Genomic DNA, 16,993 nt, shown 5'->3' on the forward strand with positions numbered 1-16,993 from the left:
ATCAATCATCTTGCGCGAATAATTTCTAACTTCTTCAATGTAAACCTAATTTAGGCAAAACCATCACACGGCAGCCTGGTGAGGATCAAAAGCATCCCGAACCGCGTCAGCAAAAAGATTGCTCGCTAAAACCAGAATAAACATAAATACAAAAGCAGCCAGCATTGGCCACCACACAATTGGGTCTCGTGCCAGTTCAAGACGGGCACCATTAATCATGTTGCCCCAACTGATGGTCATTGGGGAAACTCCTACACCCACGTAAGAAAGAACTGCTTCAGCCAAGACCAGAAAACTAAAATCCAAAACCAAAGTAATCAGCACAATATGCATTACATTGGGCAGTAAATGCTTACGGATGATGGTTAAAGAACGACTGCCTAATGCCCTTGCAGCGGTTACAAAATCAACCTCCCTGAGTTTTAAAGTCTCAGCCCGCAGCAAACGGCAAAGGCTGGTCCAGCTTGTTACGCCCAATATCAAACACAAGGCAAACAAACGGGCATCTGCGCTGGCACTCAATGTCGAAAATTGATCCGGATGATTAGCAATATAGGTTTGCATGGATAAAACGGAAGCAGTAATCAACAACACCCCAGGAATCGAGCTTAAGGTTGTATAGACGTATTGAATTAGATCATCAATTACTCCGCCAAAAAAACCTGCCGCAATTCCAAAGAACAAAGCCAGGGGAAGCATAAACACCGTCGTCAAGATACCTATAACCAATCCGGTTCTAATACTTTTTACTGTGTAGTAAAAGATATCCTGCCCGATTTTACCGGTACCAAAAAGATGAAAATACCGAGAAATCCAATAGCTGGCAAACATTACAAGGAGGCAAACAAAAAAAGTGGTGAGGGCGCTGGTTGCAGTTACTGTAGGCACTAATTTAATTCGTTTTCCCGTTAGCCTCTTAAATAACAGGTAGAGCAGCCACAGGATCAGGGTTAGCAAAGCCGCAACCAGGGTTGCTTTTGCCAGACTCAAACGAATAAGTTGCTGTTTGTCATCTTCTGATTTTATTTCGGGGCTAAGGTAAGATAACCTGGGATGAAATTGCTGCATTTGGCCATGAATGAGGCGGGTCTCTACAGAATATAAATGGAGTGCCAGGGGCGCTGAATAGGTTTTTTCATAAAAATGATCTAGTGGCGAAAGAGCCCGATCCAGGATGGAATCGTGAAAGCCTCCTGCCGAATTTGCACTTGCGGATTTGAGATGAATTGAATCAAGAACAGCAATGATTAAAAAGAATAACAACACCACAGCAGCACTAACTGCGACTGGTTTGGTCATGATTCGTTGAAAAGCCAGTCGAATGTGTTTTTTTCTGAGGCTCATTAGGATAACGCCAGTACTGACTAATAATACAGCCAGAAAACATTTGTCAGTCCATAGTAATTCCATTATCTAAACCTCACTCGCGGATCCACCAGTGTGTAGGAAATATCCGTTAATACCAAACCTAAAATATAAAGAACTGAACCTAAAAAAACCATGGCCCTAACGATGGCAAAATCCTGTTGTTGAATGGCATCAATGATGTAACTGCCTAAACCTGGTACTCCAAAAAAAGACTCTAAAACCAGGCTTCCCATGAACAGCGAGGGAATCAGCACCACAATTCCTGTTAAAATGGGCAACATGGCATTTTTCAAAACATGGCGAAATAAAATTCGCACCTCTGACAAACCCTTAGCTCTTGCAGTTTTGACGTAATCGCGATTGAGTTCCTCGAGAAAAAGACTGCGATACCACCGCCCGCCAGAACCGACTCCTGAGAGTATGGCAACGAAAATAGGAAGAGCGATAAACTTAATGCTATCCAAACCACTGTCATAACCTGAAATGGGTACTAACCGTAGCAATTTTCCAAAAAAATATTGCCCACCAATGATGTAGAATAAACTTGAAATGGACATCAGAATAATGCAAAACACAACCCCGCTTAAATCAAGATAGGTTCCGCGGAAAAATGCCATAGACATGGCAAACAGGATGTCGGCAATCATGCCGAAAATAAGAATAGGGAAAGCAATGGCAAGGCTTGGCCACATTCGATGTGAGATGTCGTAACTGATGTCTCGTCCTGCATCGGATATGCCAAAATCAAAAGCAAATAATTTTAGAGATTTTTGAAAAAAAAGGGTTTTACTTATGGTTTTAAAACCCGATTCTTCTGCATTGAAAAATAAGGGCAAGTGATAGCCATGTTGTATCTTCCATTGCAAAACTGCTGCCGGTTTGACATGTTTTTGCCCCAATTGCATCCTTGCCATATCATCAGGAGAGTTAATCATAAAAAAAAGCGCAAAGGTAAGGATATTAATTCCCAGCAAAATGGGAATGGCATATAAAATTCGACGTAGCAAATAGGCAATCATTGTTTTATTCTCGGGGCACTTTGTTTTTCTTTTTTAATATAAGCGAATAGCAAGGGTAAAAATAACAGAAAACAGAGCAATAAAAACAAGCCGAGGGGCCAAAAAATGGGTTTATTCCAAGTCGCGCGTAATTGATTGCGGGTTTTTACGTCAATATCAAGATATTTTAAGGCATTTAAACTGATGGTGTTGGGTTTTACCGGGGATACCCACTGCTGGCTTAATGAGAGGGTTTCAGTATTAACCCCCCAAGCCCATGGAGCATCATGGCGAACAATTTCCACCATGGAGTCAATGAGTTGCTGTCGCTTGCTGTCGTTTTGCCGATTTCTCATGAGCTCAAAAAGCTTATCGTAATAACGATTTTCATAATTGGTTGCGTTTTCACCATTGTGTTTTACTTTGCCGTTTTTACCGTAAAGCATAAATAAAAAATTCTCAGGATCCGGGTAGTCAGCATTCCAACCCCAACTGAAAATTTGGGCATTACCTGAGCGCATTTTGTCCTGAAAACGATTGTATTGAGTGGCACGGACATTGAGATCGATACCGATTTGCGCAAATTGCTTACGCATCCAGTCCAAAAGGGCCTTATCATCCGGTCCTCCTGTAATGGGAACGTCATAGTGCAACATCAGAGGCTTTCCTGTTTTTTTATCCACCCCATTGGGATAACCAGCCTCTCGCATCAGCCGTTTCGCATCTTCAATGGGTCTTCGTTTGGGCTGTCCGTATTTCCATTGATAAACATAGGGATTGATTCCCAATTTCCCTTCACGATAACCAAAAATGCCGGGTGGAATAGGGCCTTGGGCAGGCTTGCCCCGACCGTTGTAGAAAATGGCGATGTTCTCATCAAAATTTACGGCTATGGAGATGGCCAAACGTAATTTTCTGGCTCTTTCACTTCTCCCGCCAATCACCGGATCCAGCATGTTAAAACCCATGTAATAAATGCTGGGATCAGTCGTTTTTGACAGGCGAATTTTCCTGTTTTGCATTTGAGAAGTGAGCTTTGGTTCCCCGCTGGGGCTAATTTGAATGGCTTGATCAAAACTGTCGGTGCTCACTCCTGATAAATCATAATAACCTTGTAAGAATTTATTCCACCTGGGTATGGATTCTTTCTCAAGACTAAATATTGCTTTACTGATTAAAGGCAAGCGCTCACCAGCATGTTGTAAATAACCGGCCTGTTCATCTTTCCGTGAACCATGCATTGGAAAAAATTGTTGCCGAAAATTAGGGTTTTTATCAAGAACCATACGACGATTGGGATTATTTTCCGTAAGCATAAATGGTCCTGTGCCCACAGGATACCAGTCAAAACTTAAGTTTTTATCATCCATTCCGGCTTGTGAATAAAATTGATCAACTTCCCAGGGTACTGGAGCAAAAAAAGGCATAGCCAACCAAAAGCTAAATTGTGGATATAATCCGTAAAGCAGGATTTCAAAAGTGAAATCATCAATTTTGGTGACCCCCGCCAAGGGGAATCTTCTTAAATCGAGAAAACTTTCAGATTCAGTGATTAAAAGATGTGAAAAGTCGCGAAAACCCACTATGCGTTCGCTCATCAAACCGTATATTGGCGAATTAACAGCAGGATTAGCCAAGCGTTTAATTTGATAGATGTAATCATCTACAGTTAACTGCCTGGTTCCGTTCTGTGGAAAATCCGATAAGTTGTTAATGTCATGTTCTTCGAGGAAACCGGGCGTTAAGCGGAGGTAAAGATACTCACCCTTGGCATCTTTTGCAAAAGCAGGATGCGGTTGAAAATAAATTCCGGGTTTAATATGTATTCGATACAAAGAAAAAGCCAAATCCTTGCTTTCAGGATTGCTGATTTCCTGTTTCGCCTGGTTTAAGAAGTGGACTTCTGGCATCGAGGCGGCTATCAACGGCACTAATGTGTAAGGTCTGATGAAATAATCGTATTCCAAAAGAGGTTCATAAATTTGTAAAATGAATTGATATTCATTACTGGAATAAGACTTGGCTGGGTCAAGAGTTTTGGGTTGTTCTGCAAAAGAAGAGTAATAAATGGGTTCTGAATCATCGTCATCCGGATAAGGATTGTTCAAAACCCATGGAGCAGCATAAGAAACGGACAGCGCGAGCAGCCAGGAAAACAGAATTCCTAAATTGCGAACTGCTGCCAAGATTATTTTTCTCACGCGCCATTAATCATGGCCTTATCATCTTCTTTGCGAAAGGCAACGTCAAGTCAAAAGCGCAATAAATTCCTCTTCATTCAATACCCTAACGCCAAGTTCATTTGCTTTATCAAGCTTTGAACCCGCTTCAGCACCGGCAATGACGAAGTCTGTTTTTTTGGAAACACTGCCTGAAACTTTTGCGCCTAAAGCAAGAAGGCGCGCCTTGGCTTCTTCACGTCCCATACTGTTTAATGTTCCTGTTAAAACCAGGGTTTTTCCATAAAGAGGATGTTCTTGGTTGAATGTTTTTTTCTCTTCTTTTGGCCAGTGAACACCGTAAGAGATCAGCCTATCAATGACATCGCAATTATGAGCTTGAGCAAAGAAATGCACCACATGATAGGCACAGACAGGGCCAATGTCTTTCAAGGTCATTAGCTCATCAACTGAAGCAGCCTTTAAAGATGGGATGTCCTGGAACTCAGAAGCCAAAACCCGTGCACTGACCTCCCCTACTTCCCGAATACCCAAGGCATATAAAAAGCGAGAGAATGTAGTTTTTTTACTTTTTTCAATGGCTGTTAGCAAATTTTCTGCCGATTTGCGTCCCATTCGCGGCAAATTCATAATCGTTTCGAGATCCAGTTGGTATAAATCCGATACATCCCGAACCAGTCCCTCCCCGACAAATAAATCCACCAGTCCTGCTCCCAAACCGTCAATCGCCATCGCGTTTCGCGAAGCAAAATGGAGCAGCATTCGTTTAAGCTGAGCCGTACAGAACAATCCACCCGTACACCGTGCAACGGCTTCATCTTCTTCGCGAATCACATCAGCACCACAAACTGGACAGTGAGCAGGAAGATGAATAATTTCCGTATGAAGAGGGCGCTTTTCGAGTACCACCGAAACTACTTCCGGTATAACATCGCCCGCCCTTCGAATCACAACCGTATCACCAATACGAATGTCTTTGCGTAATATTTCATCCATATTATGCAAAGTGGCATTACTGACCGTTACACCAGCCACACTGACAGGCTTAAGACGAGCCACTGGAGTCAATGCTCCTGTACGCCCAACCTGGAAATCAACCGCCAACAACTCAGTCATTTCCTCACTCGCAGGAAATTTATGGGCACAGGCAAAACGTGGGGCGCGGGCAACGTAGCCTAATTCCTGCTGCTGGTTAATGTCATCCAATTTGTAAACCACGCCATCAATTTCATAAGCCAAATCCATGCGGCGTTTTAAAATATTTTGGTAAAACTCAAGACAGCCGCTAAGACCCCTGGTTTTTTTAGTTTCATTCGAAACTCGAAACCCCCAAGTGCGCAGCAGTTGCAATTGTTGGTAATGACTATCAGGAAGATCAAATCCCTCGCAAGCCCCAAGACCATAAAAATAAATGGCCAAAGGCCTTGAAGCCGTTATGGCAGGATTTAACTGGCGTAAACTGCCCGCTGCCGCATTGCGTGGATTGGCAAACAACTTTTCACCAGTCACCCTTGCCCTGGCGTTGTAAGCTTCGAAACCCGCCTTAGGTATGTAGACTTCCCCACGGATTTCAACTAGGGATGGAGGGGTTTCGCATAGCAATTTAAGGGGGACCGCTGCAATGGTTTTAATGTTATTACTGATGTTTTCTCCCACGGCACCATCTCCGCGCGTTGCAGCATAAGCGAACAAGCCGTCTTTAAAAGTCAAACTTACCGCTAAACCATCCAATTTAGGTTCGCAAGTAAACTCCAGGGACTCTTCACTCATGTCCAATTTATCAGCAACCCGCTTCATAAATGCTTGCAGCTCTTTTTCTGAAAAGACGTTGGCTAAAGAGAGCATGGGCTTAATATGATTAACTTCTTCGAATGCCCCAGCGGGTGTCACGCCCACACGCTGTGTTGGTGAATCAGCGCTAATGAATTCTGGATTCTCATTCTCAAGAGCTTGTAACTCCTTAAAACAGCGGTCGTATTCAATGTCAGGAACAAGGGGTTCATCCAGTACATAATAATGGTAGTCGTACAAGCGGATGCGTTCTTGAAGCGTTTTAATTTTATTTTGAATGACTTGATTCATGAAAGTTTAGGGCAATTAAAAGAAGCAGTTTAGCATTATTAAATATAGGATTTCGATAAGGTTTGCAGGGTTTGGTTTTGCCCCTTGCTGTCCAATCTGTGGGTATGCTATAGATATTCTTGAGTTTTAACCAAGGATGGAAAACGAAATGGACTTCAAGAAGCTGCTGAGCAGCCTGCTTATATTTTTCTGTACCTCATGTCTTTTTGCCTCTTCCCCAACTGATAATTTTGGCATCGTCCTTATTCACGGAACCAATGACCATCGTGAAGATGCCTATGGTGGTTACTGGAAAATTGATTTCATCGACAGTTTAGCGACCACTCTGCCAAACCCTGAAAATCACTTGGTTGTAGCATGTGATTTTAGAGAATACATGTGGCATGAGGCAGCTGCTGGCTGTGTCGCTAATCAAATGCTTGATTTTATTCAACGGAGAAAAATCAGCAAAATTACTGTTTATACCCACTCCAACGGTGCAAATGTGATCCGCTGGATTTTATCTAACCCGAGTTACGATGCACGCTACCTGAAATTAACTAAAACAATACAACAAGTCATTGCCATCGCCCCTTCAAGTGCTGGAACCCCTTTGGCGGATGAAGCCATGAACGGCAATGTGTTCGCTGAGGGAGTGGGCTGGTTACTCGGCTATCGCAATGATTCCGTCAAACAACAGCGTGTTGCCGATATGGCCCTGTTCAACGCCGAAATGCTATTTGGCACAGCTAATCGCCCCTCTTTGCCCGTACTCTTCCGAGTAGTTGTAGGCACGGATGTAACTGCATCACCCTTTTCCAAAGCCAGTTACTGCAACGGCTACATATTAAATGCCGGCTTAAAATTGACTCAAACTTATCTGGCCAGCTGCTCCGATGGCTTTTTAAACTGCAGCTCACAAATTGCTGCTGGAAAAATCTGGTTTTACGACTGGCAAAAAACCATAGACAGGATACCACTGAGTCATAATCAAAGCCGTTATTCCTGTTTCGGTTTTGAACAAATTCTGCGCACTGATTTATCCGCCCAAGGAGTAGCATGATGAAGTTACAGCGCTTAATGTTTTTATCTATCCTCTGGTTTGGCCAATCCCAGGCAATGACTTTGCCCTCTGAACCTGTCATTCCTTATGATTGTAAAATCTGTGAAGAATTATCCCACGAACAACTAAGTCACAGCTGGGCAATTGAGGCCAAATCACTGAAGAAAAATGAGAGTAATCGACAAATCAGTCGAAAATACCAAAAAACGGCCAGCCTTAAAGATCTAGAAAACGGAGTCACGATCACCACTCAAGGTCCCAGCGCAGTAATTCGAATATCTACAACTGCTAAACACAATAAATCACCGCAATTTTTTATTCTGAATAGCAAAGGCGAACAATTCAGTCTAAGTGAAGCTTCCACTCTGTTTGCTAAAGAAAATGCCTTGAGTCGAACTGCTTTTGCCGATGAACTTCTTGCTTTTGAGTTAAAACCCGAATTAGGAGCTGGAAAATTTGTCCTCAAAGCCTCTAAGGGTCAGTTGCAATTGGATTCAGCTTATCAAATTCATGTTTATGATCGTAATGCCAGCACTTACTTAACGGTTGAAACGAATAAGACGCGTTATCATTATGGCGAGCAGCTCAGTGTACTGATCCGTTTAATTGATGAAGATTTAAATTATCCCATTGATGACATTTCAGCCTATCTGTTAAGCCCTTATGGGGAACCCATATCGCTTAATCTGGAGCAAATTGAAAATAATCTATATCTTGCTAAATTTGATTTACTCTCTGATAAGGACAGCCATGGTGAAAATTGGTATGTGGATGTGCAAACAACGACTATCGTCAACAACACCGAGATTATTCGGCATGGTCACACCGCATTCTCCTATGTGATTCCATCATCAGCTATTCGCGAAATTAAAGCCAAAAACACCTATGAATTTTCTGCCAAACTCGAGGTAGCAACCGGCAGTCGTTATGCGCTTGAAGCGGTGCTCTTTGGCCGTGATGCAAATGGGGCTTACCAGCCTTTTGCCGCAGTGCAGTCAGCCTCCTGGTTTGCAGCTGGGGTGCACAATTTTGATTTTTCATTTGATTCAAACCTTAAAAGTGATTATAAACCTCCCTACTTTATAGGCTATTTGCGCTTGATTGATTTTGGCCAACTTAAACCTGTGTACGAATACAGTGAGCCAATCGCAATCACTGCTCTAGGATAATATGATTAATTTTGCAGATTTTTCCTGGCTTGAAGGCATCACTTTGCTGTTTGTCCTTCAAGCTCTTATTGGGATTTGGGTAATTTTTAGCCAGAGGAGTCTCCGTGCACGCATTGAAGATGAAGCGGAAAAGACTCAGCAATTGATTATTACGCAATTGCATCAATTGCAACTTGATGTGCAACAAGCTTATCAGACAAGCCAACAGCAGATTCTCGAAAAAATCACTCAAGGCCAATTGTTGACTCAACAGTTAATCGGTGAGACCGTTCAGCGGAATATGTTGGATGTGCGCGAGCAAATCAATCATAGCTTTAAACAACATGCCGGTTCTTTAACCTCTCATTTGCAAACATTGACTGAAGAGATTCGCAACCATTTACACAGCTTAACTCAACAAGTAAATCATAAATTGACTGAAGGTTTTGAAAAAACATCCTCGACCTTTACCGACGTAGTCAGACGTTTGACCATTATTGATGAGGCTCAGAAAAAAATTACGGAATTGTCAACCCATGTAGTCAGTTTGCAAGATGTTTTGGTGGATAAGCGGGCACGGGGTGCCTTTGGTGAAGTGCAATTAGCCACCTTAATTGCCAATGTATTACCAAGCAGCCATTATCGAATGCAGCATACACTCAGCAATCAGAAACGCGCTGACTGCATCCTGTTTTTGCCCGAGCCCACAGGTAATGTGGTTATCGATGCCAAGTTCCCCCTTGAAACGTTTCAAAAAATCATGGCTACTGATGCAACCTCAGTGGAACGAAAAAGTTTGCAGCAACAATTTCGTCAGGATTTACAAAAACACATTAAAGACATTGCTGAAAAATACATCATTCCAAACGAGACAGCGGATGGTGCTGTGATGTTCATCCCCGCGGAAGCCATCTTTGCTGAAATTCATGCCAATTACCCTGAAGTCGTGGCGCTTTCCCAACGACTAAAGGTGTGGCTGGTCTCACCCAGTACCCTCATGGCCGTGTTAACCACTGCAAAAGCAGTATTAAAAGACGATGAGACGCGAAAACACGTCCATGTAATTCAAAAGCACCTTCAAGCTTTGGCTGAAGATTTTCAACGCTTTGAAAAAAGAATGGATAAGCTGACAAAGCACATTGACCAAGCACAACAAGATGTGAGTGAAGTAAATACTTCTGCCAAAAAGATCACTCAGAGATTTCAAAAAATTGAGTCAGTCGAACTGGACTTGCAAGATCTTGAAAAGATTCCTGCTTTGGAAGATTAGTTGCATCAGTATTGAAACAAAGCAGTAACCTCCAGATGCTCGGAGCATTAAAATGGATGAAAATGAGGACGATCATTCAATCAGTAAGTTGGCTATTGCCGATTTATTAAAGAAAAAGGACATTGCCAAAGAGGATTTGGCCTTTAGCCCTGAACAACTGGAAAGCAAATACCATATGGCTCAAGCCGTTGATGCAAGCCATCTTGAATTGGGAGACATTGACTTAATTGTAGTCTTGAGTGGGCGTGGCGATTTTTATGGAAGTTACTCAGAAAGCGGAAACAAATATTCATTTTCTCCCGAAGCTTTCGATCCCCTGGACACCATAAAACGCATCAAATATAGCCTTGACTTGGCCAAAAAATGCACCAGGCAAAATCTCGAGCTAGGCAAAAAACGAGCGGTTTATATTTATTTTAATGGTGTACAACAACAAAACGAGCAGCTCAAGCAGATACTCGAGATGGAAGGTTCTTTCCATGGTTATCCGCGCCGTTTGTTTTTAATCGATACTTGCCCCCTTGGCAGCACATCGGGTCAAGTGATTGCTTTGGGAAAATTCCTTGAACAATGTTGGCCAGAATATTCCAGATTTTGGAACCTGGCTCGAAATCCAAATATTATTATTGTCAGCAGCAGCTATCATGTGCCTCGAGTTGAGCTATCTTTCGGCTGCAACTCTCCCCTTTTAACTGCAGAATTTTGGTTATATCGTCTTGATCTGTTCAATAAATTGGACGAAACCATGCGCAATTACGCGCTTTCACAAGGGACTGCACTTAGAAAGGCATCCATTTGGGTAATAGGCTGTGATCGTGAGATTACGGAAAATCCCTCTTGGGAAAGGGATTTGTATGGGGACATGCAAGCCGTAGTTAATTATGCAAGCCGTCATCGATTCAGTTTTTTCCCAAATTCTTCTATAATTGCCAATCGACCAGGGGAAAATATAAGAACCGCTGCTGACTTGATTATAAAAGGCAATTTATATAATCGATTAACCCTGGACAGACAAACAGTCAATGTTGATCAAGAAGAAGAAAAAAGCTCTACGATTTCTTTGTCATAAAAAATGAACTTGCTTTTATAATATTCTAAAATTATAAGAATGGAGTCATCTTTGTTAAACAGCGACTGACATAATCAGGAATGAAAATTATGAAACAATTATCGCGGCAAAATCGAAAACTGTATCGCTCTCGCAAAGAAAAAATGATTGCGGGGGTTTGTGGCGGCATGGCGGAATATTTTGGCATTGATCCCACTTTTGTCCGACTGTTGTTTGTCGTTTGCGTGCTTTTAGGTGGGTCAGCCATCCTGGCTTATTTAATTTTATGGCTGGTAGTCCCTCTTGAACCTGAAATCATCCCTTAAGCCATTTGTTTGGAAAATTACCCCTCCCTAATTTACCAGGCCCAAGATTTCTCCTTGCCTGCTCTCTTACTCATGTGGGAGCTGGCCAGATGCCATGGTGTATCATGATTAGGGGGTGTAAACGCTTTCAGCGCCTGCTCTTATTAAAATGCGGGCAAAGCCCACGAATTTTAATAGTAATTTCTATTTTTATAATGCAGCTTAGCGCTTTTCCTGGCTAACTCCTTATAAAGTGTTATTGAACAATCAATTTTTGAAAATGATTGAAGCAAACCTTATCTCAGCAGGAACGTGTAAACAGCTTCTTTTTGTTAGCAGCTATGTTATTCTTAATTCATTATAAATTTCAGGATTTACCATGAGACTCGTCTCTCATTTGCTTATTGCAATCATGCTTTCCGTAATGACCAGCGCAAGCCTTGCCAAAACAACATACATCTGTGATGAAAGCACAAGTTACCTGCCCACTTGCGATAAGAAAAATTGTTGCGGCAGCATGGGAGGCATTAATTATTGTGACTCTTCTGCGGGTCGATACGTTTGCAACAACGGCTATTATTCTTCTTGCTATTGTACACGGCATGCCATTATGGATTTGCAAAAATTACAAGGCTGCTGCCTTTGGCAGGGAGGGGTTTTAACGGTGGATGATGCCACTGGGGCAGTGGTTTGTAATAATGGCGGTATTTCAGAGGCATGCAGTTTGCAAGCACCACCTTCAGGCATATCAGTCTGGTAGGCCTGAAATAACAATAAGCGGTTAGGAATCCAGCTTTTTTCTGGTTATTTCTAATTTAACCAGGGTTGGGCTGGACAAGCATTTAATCAGAGCCCATAATTTGCCCTTTTTATAACCAAACTCGAATGGCACTAATAGAAATTAAACAACTGTCTAAATCATACCATGCAGCCAAAATTCTGGATGATATTAATTTATCAGTCTATAACGGCGAATTCCTAACTTTGCTAGGGCCGTCAGGCTGCGGCAAGACAACTCTTTTACGTTTGATTTCTGGTTTTGAACAGCCCAGCTCAGGTAATATTTACATTAATGGACAATGCGTTAATGCCCTTCCCCCGCAAAAACGAGATGTGCATACGGTTTTTCAAAGCTACGCGCTCTTCCCTCATTTGTCTGTTTTTGAAAATGTAGCGTTTGCACTGCGGTGTAAAGGGGTAGATGAAGACGAGATCGAGAAGCGAGTGCAGGAAACGCTACGCCTTGTGCAACTGGAAGCCTTTTCTGCCCGCAATATCAAACAATTAAGCGGGGGCCAGCAGCAGCGAGTTGCAATTGCCCGCGCTATTATTAATCGTCCTCAGGTCTTATTATTGGACGAACCTTTAAGTTCATTGGATTACCGCTTAAGAAAAGCAATGCAATATGAACTCAAACAACTCCAGAAAACCTTAAATATGACATTTATCTTTGTCACGCACGACCAGGAAGAAGCCCTGTCTATGTCTGATCGAATTGTAATTTTCAATCATGGACATATTGAGCAAATAGGAACGCCTAGAGAAGTGTATGAGACTCCCAAAAATTTATACGTGGCTAAATTTATTGGCGAAGCAAATATTTTTGATGTAGAAGTCTTGGAAGCCGATGACCAGACTTTAGTTACAGCGATTGAATCCATTCGTTTGCATTGCAAAAATACCCAGCATTACAAAGCAGGCGACAAACTTCATTTAATGGTGCGCCCTGAGGACATAAGGGTTTGGAGCCTATACGAAGTCAGTGAATCCAACGAAATGTTGCCGGGGAAGATTATTGATATTGTCTATAAAGGTTCCACGGTGGATTTAAAAGTTGAATTGGCTTCGGGGAAGGTAATCAATGCTTCTGAATTTTTTGATGAAGACGATGACAAGCTGGAATACTCTCTCAATGAGATCGTTTGGGTGCAATGGTTAGCCGGTTGGGAAGTATTACTGCCTTTCGAAGAAAACAACAACTGAAAGGCATCGTCCTGGAAAAAGTGGATTGGCGTCATTTCAGGCGGATTAAAGATGAGCCAAATACTGTTTGGACTTTCCCTGTTTAAAAAATCAGCTCTCTCTTTGAAATCATCAGGGAGTTTGAGCCCTGGGTATTGAAAACCTCAAAATTGAATGTTGGACTTGCTTGATGAGAAATAAATCGATTTCGTTAACAATCATTTACGCTTGGCTGATGCTTTTTTGCGTCCTTCCGCTTACTTTGGTTTTACTCGCCAGCTTCTTATCGTCAAACAACAATCAACTCGTCTCCTTACCCTTTACCCTGGCCAATTACAGCGCTTTATTATCCCCCGTTTTTTTAAAAATTTTTGTTCGTTCCTTAGTCATCGCCCTATTAACCACCCTCAGTTGCCTTATTCTTGCCTATCCATTCAGTTATTTGCTGGTAAAATCCAAACAGCAATCTTTGCTTATTTTGTTAATTATCATTCCTTTTTGGACGAGCTCTTTAGTAAGAACTTATTCTTTGATTGCTATTTTGAAGGCGAAAGGAGTAATTAACAGCATCTTGCTAAAATTCCATGTGATTGACGCACCGCTTTCCTTGCTCTATTCCAATTTTGCTGTGATTACAGGGCTAATTTATAACCTTCTCCCTTTTATGGTTCTACCCATTTTTACCAATATGGAACGATTTGATTTTAGGTTGATTGAAGCAGCCAGGGATTTAGGTGCCAGCAAATGGGCTATATTCTTTCGTGTTTTTCTGCCGAACACAGCGAGCGGAGTTATAGCCGGCTGCTTATTAGTACTGCTTCCTTCCATGACTTTGTTTTACATACCCAATGTCTTGGGAGGAGCGCGCTCGATTTTACTTGGGAATCTCATCCAGGATCAGTTTCTCGTATTGGCTAATTGGCCCCAAGGCTCAGCAACCAGCATCATTTTAACGGCCCTTCTGCTGTTGTTGCTTTTTATATTTCGTCGCCAGAATAAGGAGGGACTGCATTGAAACAATTGGCGCAAAAAAGTTTTTTAGCTCTTGTTTACTTGCTCCTTTATTTTCCTATTTTGGTGTTGGTAGTCTATTCCTTCAATGATGCTAAATTCTCTTTGCAATGGCAGGGCTTTTCTCTCCAGTGGTATTCAGAACTGTTTCAAGATCGAGGATTGTGGTCCTCTTTCATCCATTCAGTGCTGTTGGGTTTAAGTGCTTCAACGGTTGCAACCACGATTGGCTTACTGGCTTGTGTCAATTTGTTTCTTCATCGACAGAAAAAGCAATCTCTTCAAGCCATTTTGCTGCTATTAATTATTATTCCTGATTTAGTGCTTGGCGTTGCCTTGCTTATTTTTTTCAATACCGTAGACATTCCTTTAGGTTTTTTTAGCCTGCTTATTGCTCACATCACCTTCTGTATTCCATTCGTGGTATTAACAATTAATAGTCGCATTCATACCCTTGATCCAAATATTTACTTTAGTGCTCTCGATCTGGGAGCCAGTCGTACAATTGCCCTTCGGAAAGTTCTTTTACCTTTATTATGGCCTGCGGTATTAAGTGCCTTTCTACTTTGTTTCACTTTGTCGTTTGATGATGTGATTATCAGTTATTTTGTTGCTGGACCGGACTTTAACATTTTGCCATTAACCATCTATTCCTTGGTTAGAGCAGGTGTTACACCTGAATTAAATGCCTTATGCAGTATTACCATTCTGTTATCGATGATTCTGGTGATTATTTCACATCGTTTGTCAGGGGAGTCCAAGTGAAGCGCTTTGCCTTATGCATTCTGTTGATTTTAACCGGCATGGCCAATGCACAGCGCGTTGTGAATGTTTACGCCTGGGGCGGTGAATTGCCTAAACAAGTGATCCAACAATTCGAGCATGAGACAGGTATCATGGTTCATTTCTCGACTTATGACAGCAATGAAACCATGTATGCGAAGCTCAAAGCCAGCAGTCGAAGCATTTATGATGTCATTTTACCCTCAGGTTATTTTGTGGAACGCATGCAAAGGCAAGGCATGCTTTTGCCTTTGGACCACAGCCAACTCCCCAATTTGATTAATTTAGACCCAAATTTTGCCAACAGTGAGTTCGACCCCGGCAATCGGTACAGTATCCCTATCATTTGGGGCGCCACAGGTATTTTTTATGATGCGAATTTGGTCAACCCGCCGCCTAATAGTTGGAAAGAGCTTTGGCAATCAAAATGGCATAAACAGCTGATGTTGCTTGATGATTCAAGAGAAATTTTTGCAATTGCCTTAATGAGCCTTGGTTTTAATCCAAATGACAACAACCCTCAACATATCCAATTGGCTTTTGAGGCTTTATTGAAGCTCGTTCCTAATGTCAAATTATTTGCAAGCGACAGCATTCAAGCCATTATGATTGATGAGGATGCAATTGCCGGTGTAGCCTGGAATGGAGATGCAGTCAAAGCCCAGGCAGAGAATAAACGCATTGCCTTTAGCTATCCTTCAGAAGGGTTTGTAATTTGGACTGATTGCCTTGCCATCCCTCAAAATCCGCCTCATCCTAAAGAAGCTTATGAATTTATCAATTTCATTTTAAGGCCCGATGTAGCAGCCCAAATTGCTTTGATTGAAGGGCATGCCATTACCAATACCAAAGCTAAAACGCTTTTACCCACAACAGTACAAAATAATCCCGTTGTATACCCACCGCCCGAACTGTTAAAACGCGGTCATTTCCAGCGAGATGTTGGCGAAGAGGTTTTGGCACTCTATAACCAATATTGGCAGCAATTTAAGCTAGCATTTTAGAGTCGGCGAAGCATTTTTCCAGTGGTGATCAAAAACATCTTTAAGCTCAGGTTCAGCCTGAATTATAAAATTTTCTACGTGGTTCTCCACTGCCGAATCAAACTGGCGATGGTAACGAACCTGAACATTAGAATTTTCTAGAAATAAGCTTCTATCCAAATCCACGTAATTCCCTTTTTTGAAAAATGCAATTAGCTTTTGATCACAGCCAGATGGCAGAAAAAAATCATTAAGATAGAGGGATCCGCTGCATCTCTTCACACCTTGTTCAGAACAAGGTGAGTGGCTCAAAAAAATATCGATCTTTCTAATTTTTTGCTCAGGAAACTCCGTTTTAAACTGCTCTAAAATTCCAGAGAAACCCAGAATTAGATTTTCTTCAGCATGGCGAGACTCTGGAAATAACTCAGGTATTTTCGCCTGAAGCATGAATTCATAAAGTTGCTCTTTACTGTCATTGCCGTAATCTGCTCTTGTAATGCCGAGCAATTCATTAGCTATTAAAATTTTCATTTGCGCTTGAATGATTGTCGCTACCTCAGGGCTTGGATTACTGCGAAATACGAAATAGGCCTGACCATTAAAGCTGATGATTGCGATAACCTCTTTGGGTTTGCGTCGAATCGCTCCTACTGCTTCGGAAAGTGTACGGTAAAGTTTCATGCTGACATCGAACTACTAGATTTCGTCGCATCATATAAAACTTTTGTTAAGAAAATATTAATTAAGTGCAGCTTGAGCAACATGCAATCAAGAGCGTGAATTAATCACCGGTCAGGGTAGTGATTGAAT

General features: G+C 41.9%; 15 protein-coding genes. 10 read left to right on the forward strand and 5 right to left on the reverse strand.

What is annotated here, in order from left to right:
- Window positions 1-63 precede the first annotated feature (63 nt).
- From EL203_RS09035 to ligA, 4 genes are read right to left on the reverse strand one after another with little or no spacing between them, the layout of a single operon-like run.
- Window positions 64-1,410, reverse strand: a complete 1,347-nt coding sequence (locus EL203_RS09035; RefSeq protein ID WP_058469710.1) for an ABC transporter permease — start codon at window positions 1,408-1,410, stop codon at window positions 64-66.
- Complete coding sequence (locus tag EL203_RS09040; RefSeq protein ID WP_058469711.1) at window positions 1,410-2,387, reverse strand: ABC transporter permease; 978 nt, start codon at window positions 2,385-2,387, stop codon at window positions 1,410-1,412. The genes EL203_RS09035 and EL203_RS09040 overlap by 1 nt, the downstream gene beginning before the upstream one ends.
- Window positions 2,384-4,552 carry an ABC transporter substrate-binding protein gene (locus tag EL203_RS09045; RefSeq protein WP_058469867.1) on the reverse strand — a complete coding sequence of 723 codons (2,169 nt, stop codon included), beginning with the start codon at window positions 4,550-4,552 and terminating at the stop codon, window positions 2,384-2,386. The genes EL203_RS09040 and EL203_RS09045 overlap by 4 nt, the downstream gene beginning before the upstream one ends.
- Window positions 4,553-4,612: 60 nt before the next feature.
- Window positions 4,613-6,628 (reverse strand): NAD-dependent DNA ligase LigA, encoded by a 2,016-nt coding sequence (gene ligA, locus EL203_RS09050; protein ID WP_058469712.1) that lies wholly within the window; start codon window positions 6,626-6,628, stop codon window positions 4,613-4,615.
- 148 nt (window positions 6,629-6,776) lie between these two features.
- On the opposite strand from ligA, the gene EL203_RS09055 reads away from it, so the two are divergent.
- The 10 genes from EL203_RS09055 (at window position 6,777) to EL203_RS09100 (ending at window position 16,201) form a co-directional block, all read left to right on the forward strand.
- Window positions 6,777-7,670: a lipase family protein gene (locus EL203_RS09055; protein ID WP_058469713.1), complete on the forward strand. Its 894-nt coding sequence runs from the start codon at window positions 6,777-6,779 to the stop codon at window positions 7,668-7,670.
- Window positions 7,667-8,839 carry a DUF4785 domain-containing protein gene (locus tag EL203_RS09060; protein WP_082647106.1) on the forward strand — a complete coding sequence of 391 codons (1,173 nt, stop codon included), beginning with the start codon at window positions 7,667-7,669 and terminating at the stop codon, window positions 8,837-8,839. Before EL203_RS09055 ends, EL203_RS09060 begins: the two co-directional genes overlap by 4 nt.
- A gap of 1 nt (window position 8,840) precedes the next feature.
- On the forward strand, window positions 8,841-10,088 hold the full coding sequence (locus EL203_RS09065; protein WP_058469715.1) for a DNA recombination protein RmuC: 1,248 nt from the start codon (window positions 8,841-8,843) through the stop codon (window positions 10,086-10,088).
- A gap of 52 nt (window positions 10,089-10,140) precedes the next feature.
- Window positions 10,141-11,157, forward strand: a complete 1,017-nt coding sequence (locus EL203_RS09070) for a hypothetical protein (protein WP_058469716.1) — start codon at window positions 10,141-10,143, stop codon at window positions 11,155-11,157.
- Between the two features lie 89 nt (window positions 11,158-11,246).
- Entirely contained in the window at window positions 11,247-11,462 is a 216-nt protein-coding gene (locus EL203_RS09075; protein WP_058469717.1) for a PspC domain-containing protein, read from the forward strand.
- A 358-nt stretch (window positions 11,463-11,820) separates the two neighbouring features.
- Window positions 11,821-12,201, forward strand: coding sequence for a hypothetical protein (locus EL203_RS09080; RefSeq protein ID WP_058469718.1), 381 nt, complete (start codon window positions 11,821-11,823; stop codon window positions 12,199-12,201).
- A gap of 125 nt (window positions 12,202-12,326) precedes the next feature.
- Window positions 12,327-13,424, forward strand: a complete 1,098-nt coding sequence (gene potA, locus EL203_RS09085) for a spermidine/putrescine ABC transporter ATP-binding protein PotA (protein WP_058469719.1) — start codon at window positions 12,327-12,329, stop codon at window positions 13,422-13,424.
- Window positions 13,425-13,593: 169 nt separating this feature from the next.
- Window positions 13,594-14,418 (forward strand): ABC transporter permease, encoded by an 825-nt coding sequence (locus tag EL203_RS09090; RefSeq protein ID WP_058469720.1) that lies wholly within the window; start codon window positions 13,594-13,596, stop codon window positions 14,416-14,418.
- Window positions 14,415-15,179: an ABC transporter permease subunit gene (locus EL203_RS09095; RefSeq protein WP_058469721.1), complete on the forward strand. Its 765-nt coding sequence runs from the start codon at window positions 14,415-14,417 to the stop codon at window positions 15,177-15,179. Before EL203_RS09090 ends, EL203_RS09095 begins: the two co-directional genes overlap by 4 nt.
- A complete protein-coding gene (locus EL203_RS09100) occupies window positions 15,176-16,201 on the forward strand; it encodes an ABC transporter substrate-binding protein (protein ID WP_122224885.1) in 1,026 nt (341 codons plus the stop codon). The genes EL203_RS09095 and EL203_RS09100 overlap by 4 nt, the downstream gene beginning before the upstream one ends.
- On the opposite strand, the gene EL203_RS09105 is transcribed toward EL203_RS09100, so the two are convergent.
- Window positions 16,190-16,864, reverse strand: a complete 675-nt coding sequence (locus EL203_RS09105) for a hypothetical protein (RefSeq protein ID WP_058469722.1) — start codon at window positions 16,862-16,864, stop codon at window positions 16,190-16,192. The two genes, EL203_RS09100 and EL203_RS09105, sit on opposite strands and share 12 nt — an antisense overlap.
- Between the last annotated feature and the right edge of the window lie 129 nt (window positions 16,865-16,993).

This window comes from Legionella jordanis (genome assembly GCF_900637635.1).
Taxonomy (GTDB): Bacteria; Pseudomonadota; Gammaproteobacteria; order Legionellales; family Legionellaceae; genus Tatlockia; species Tatlockia jordanis.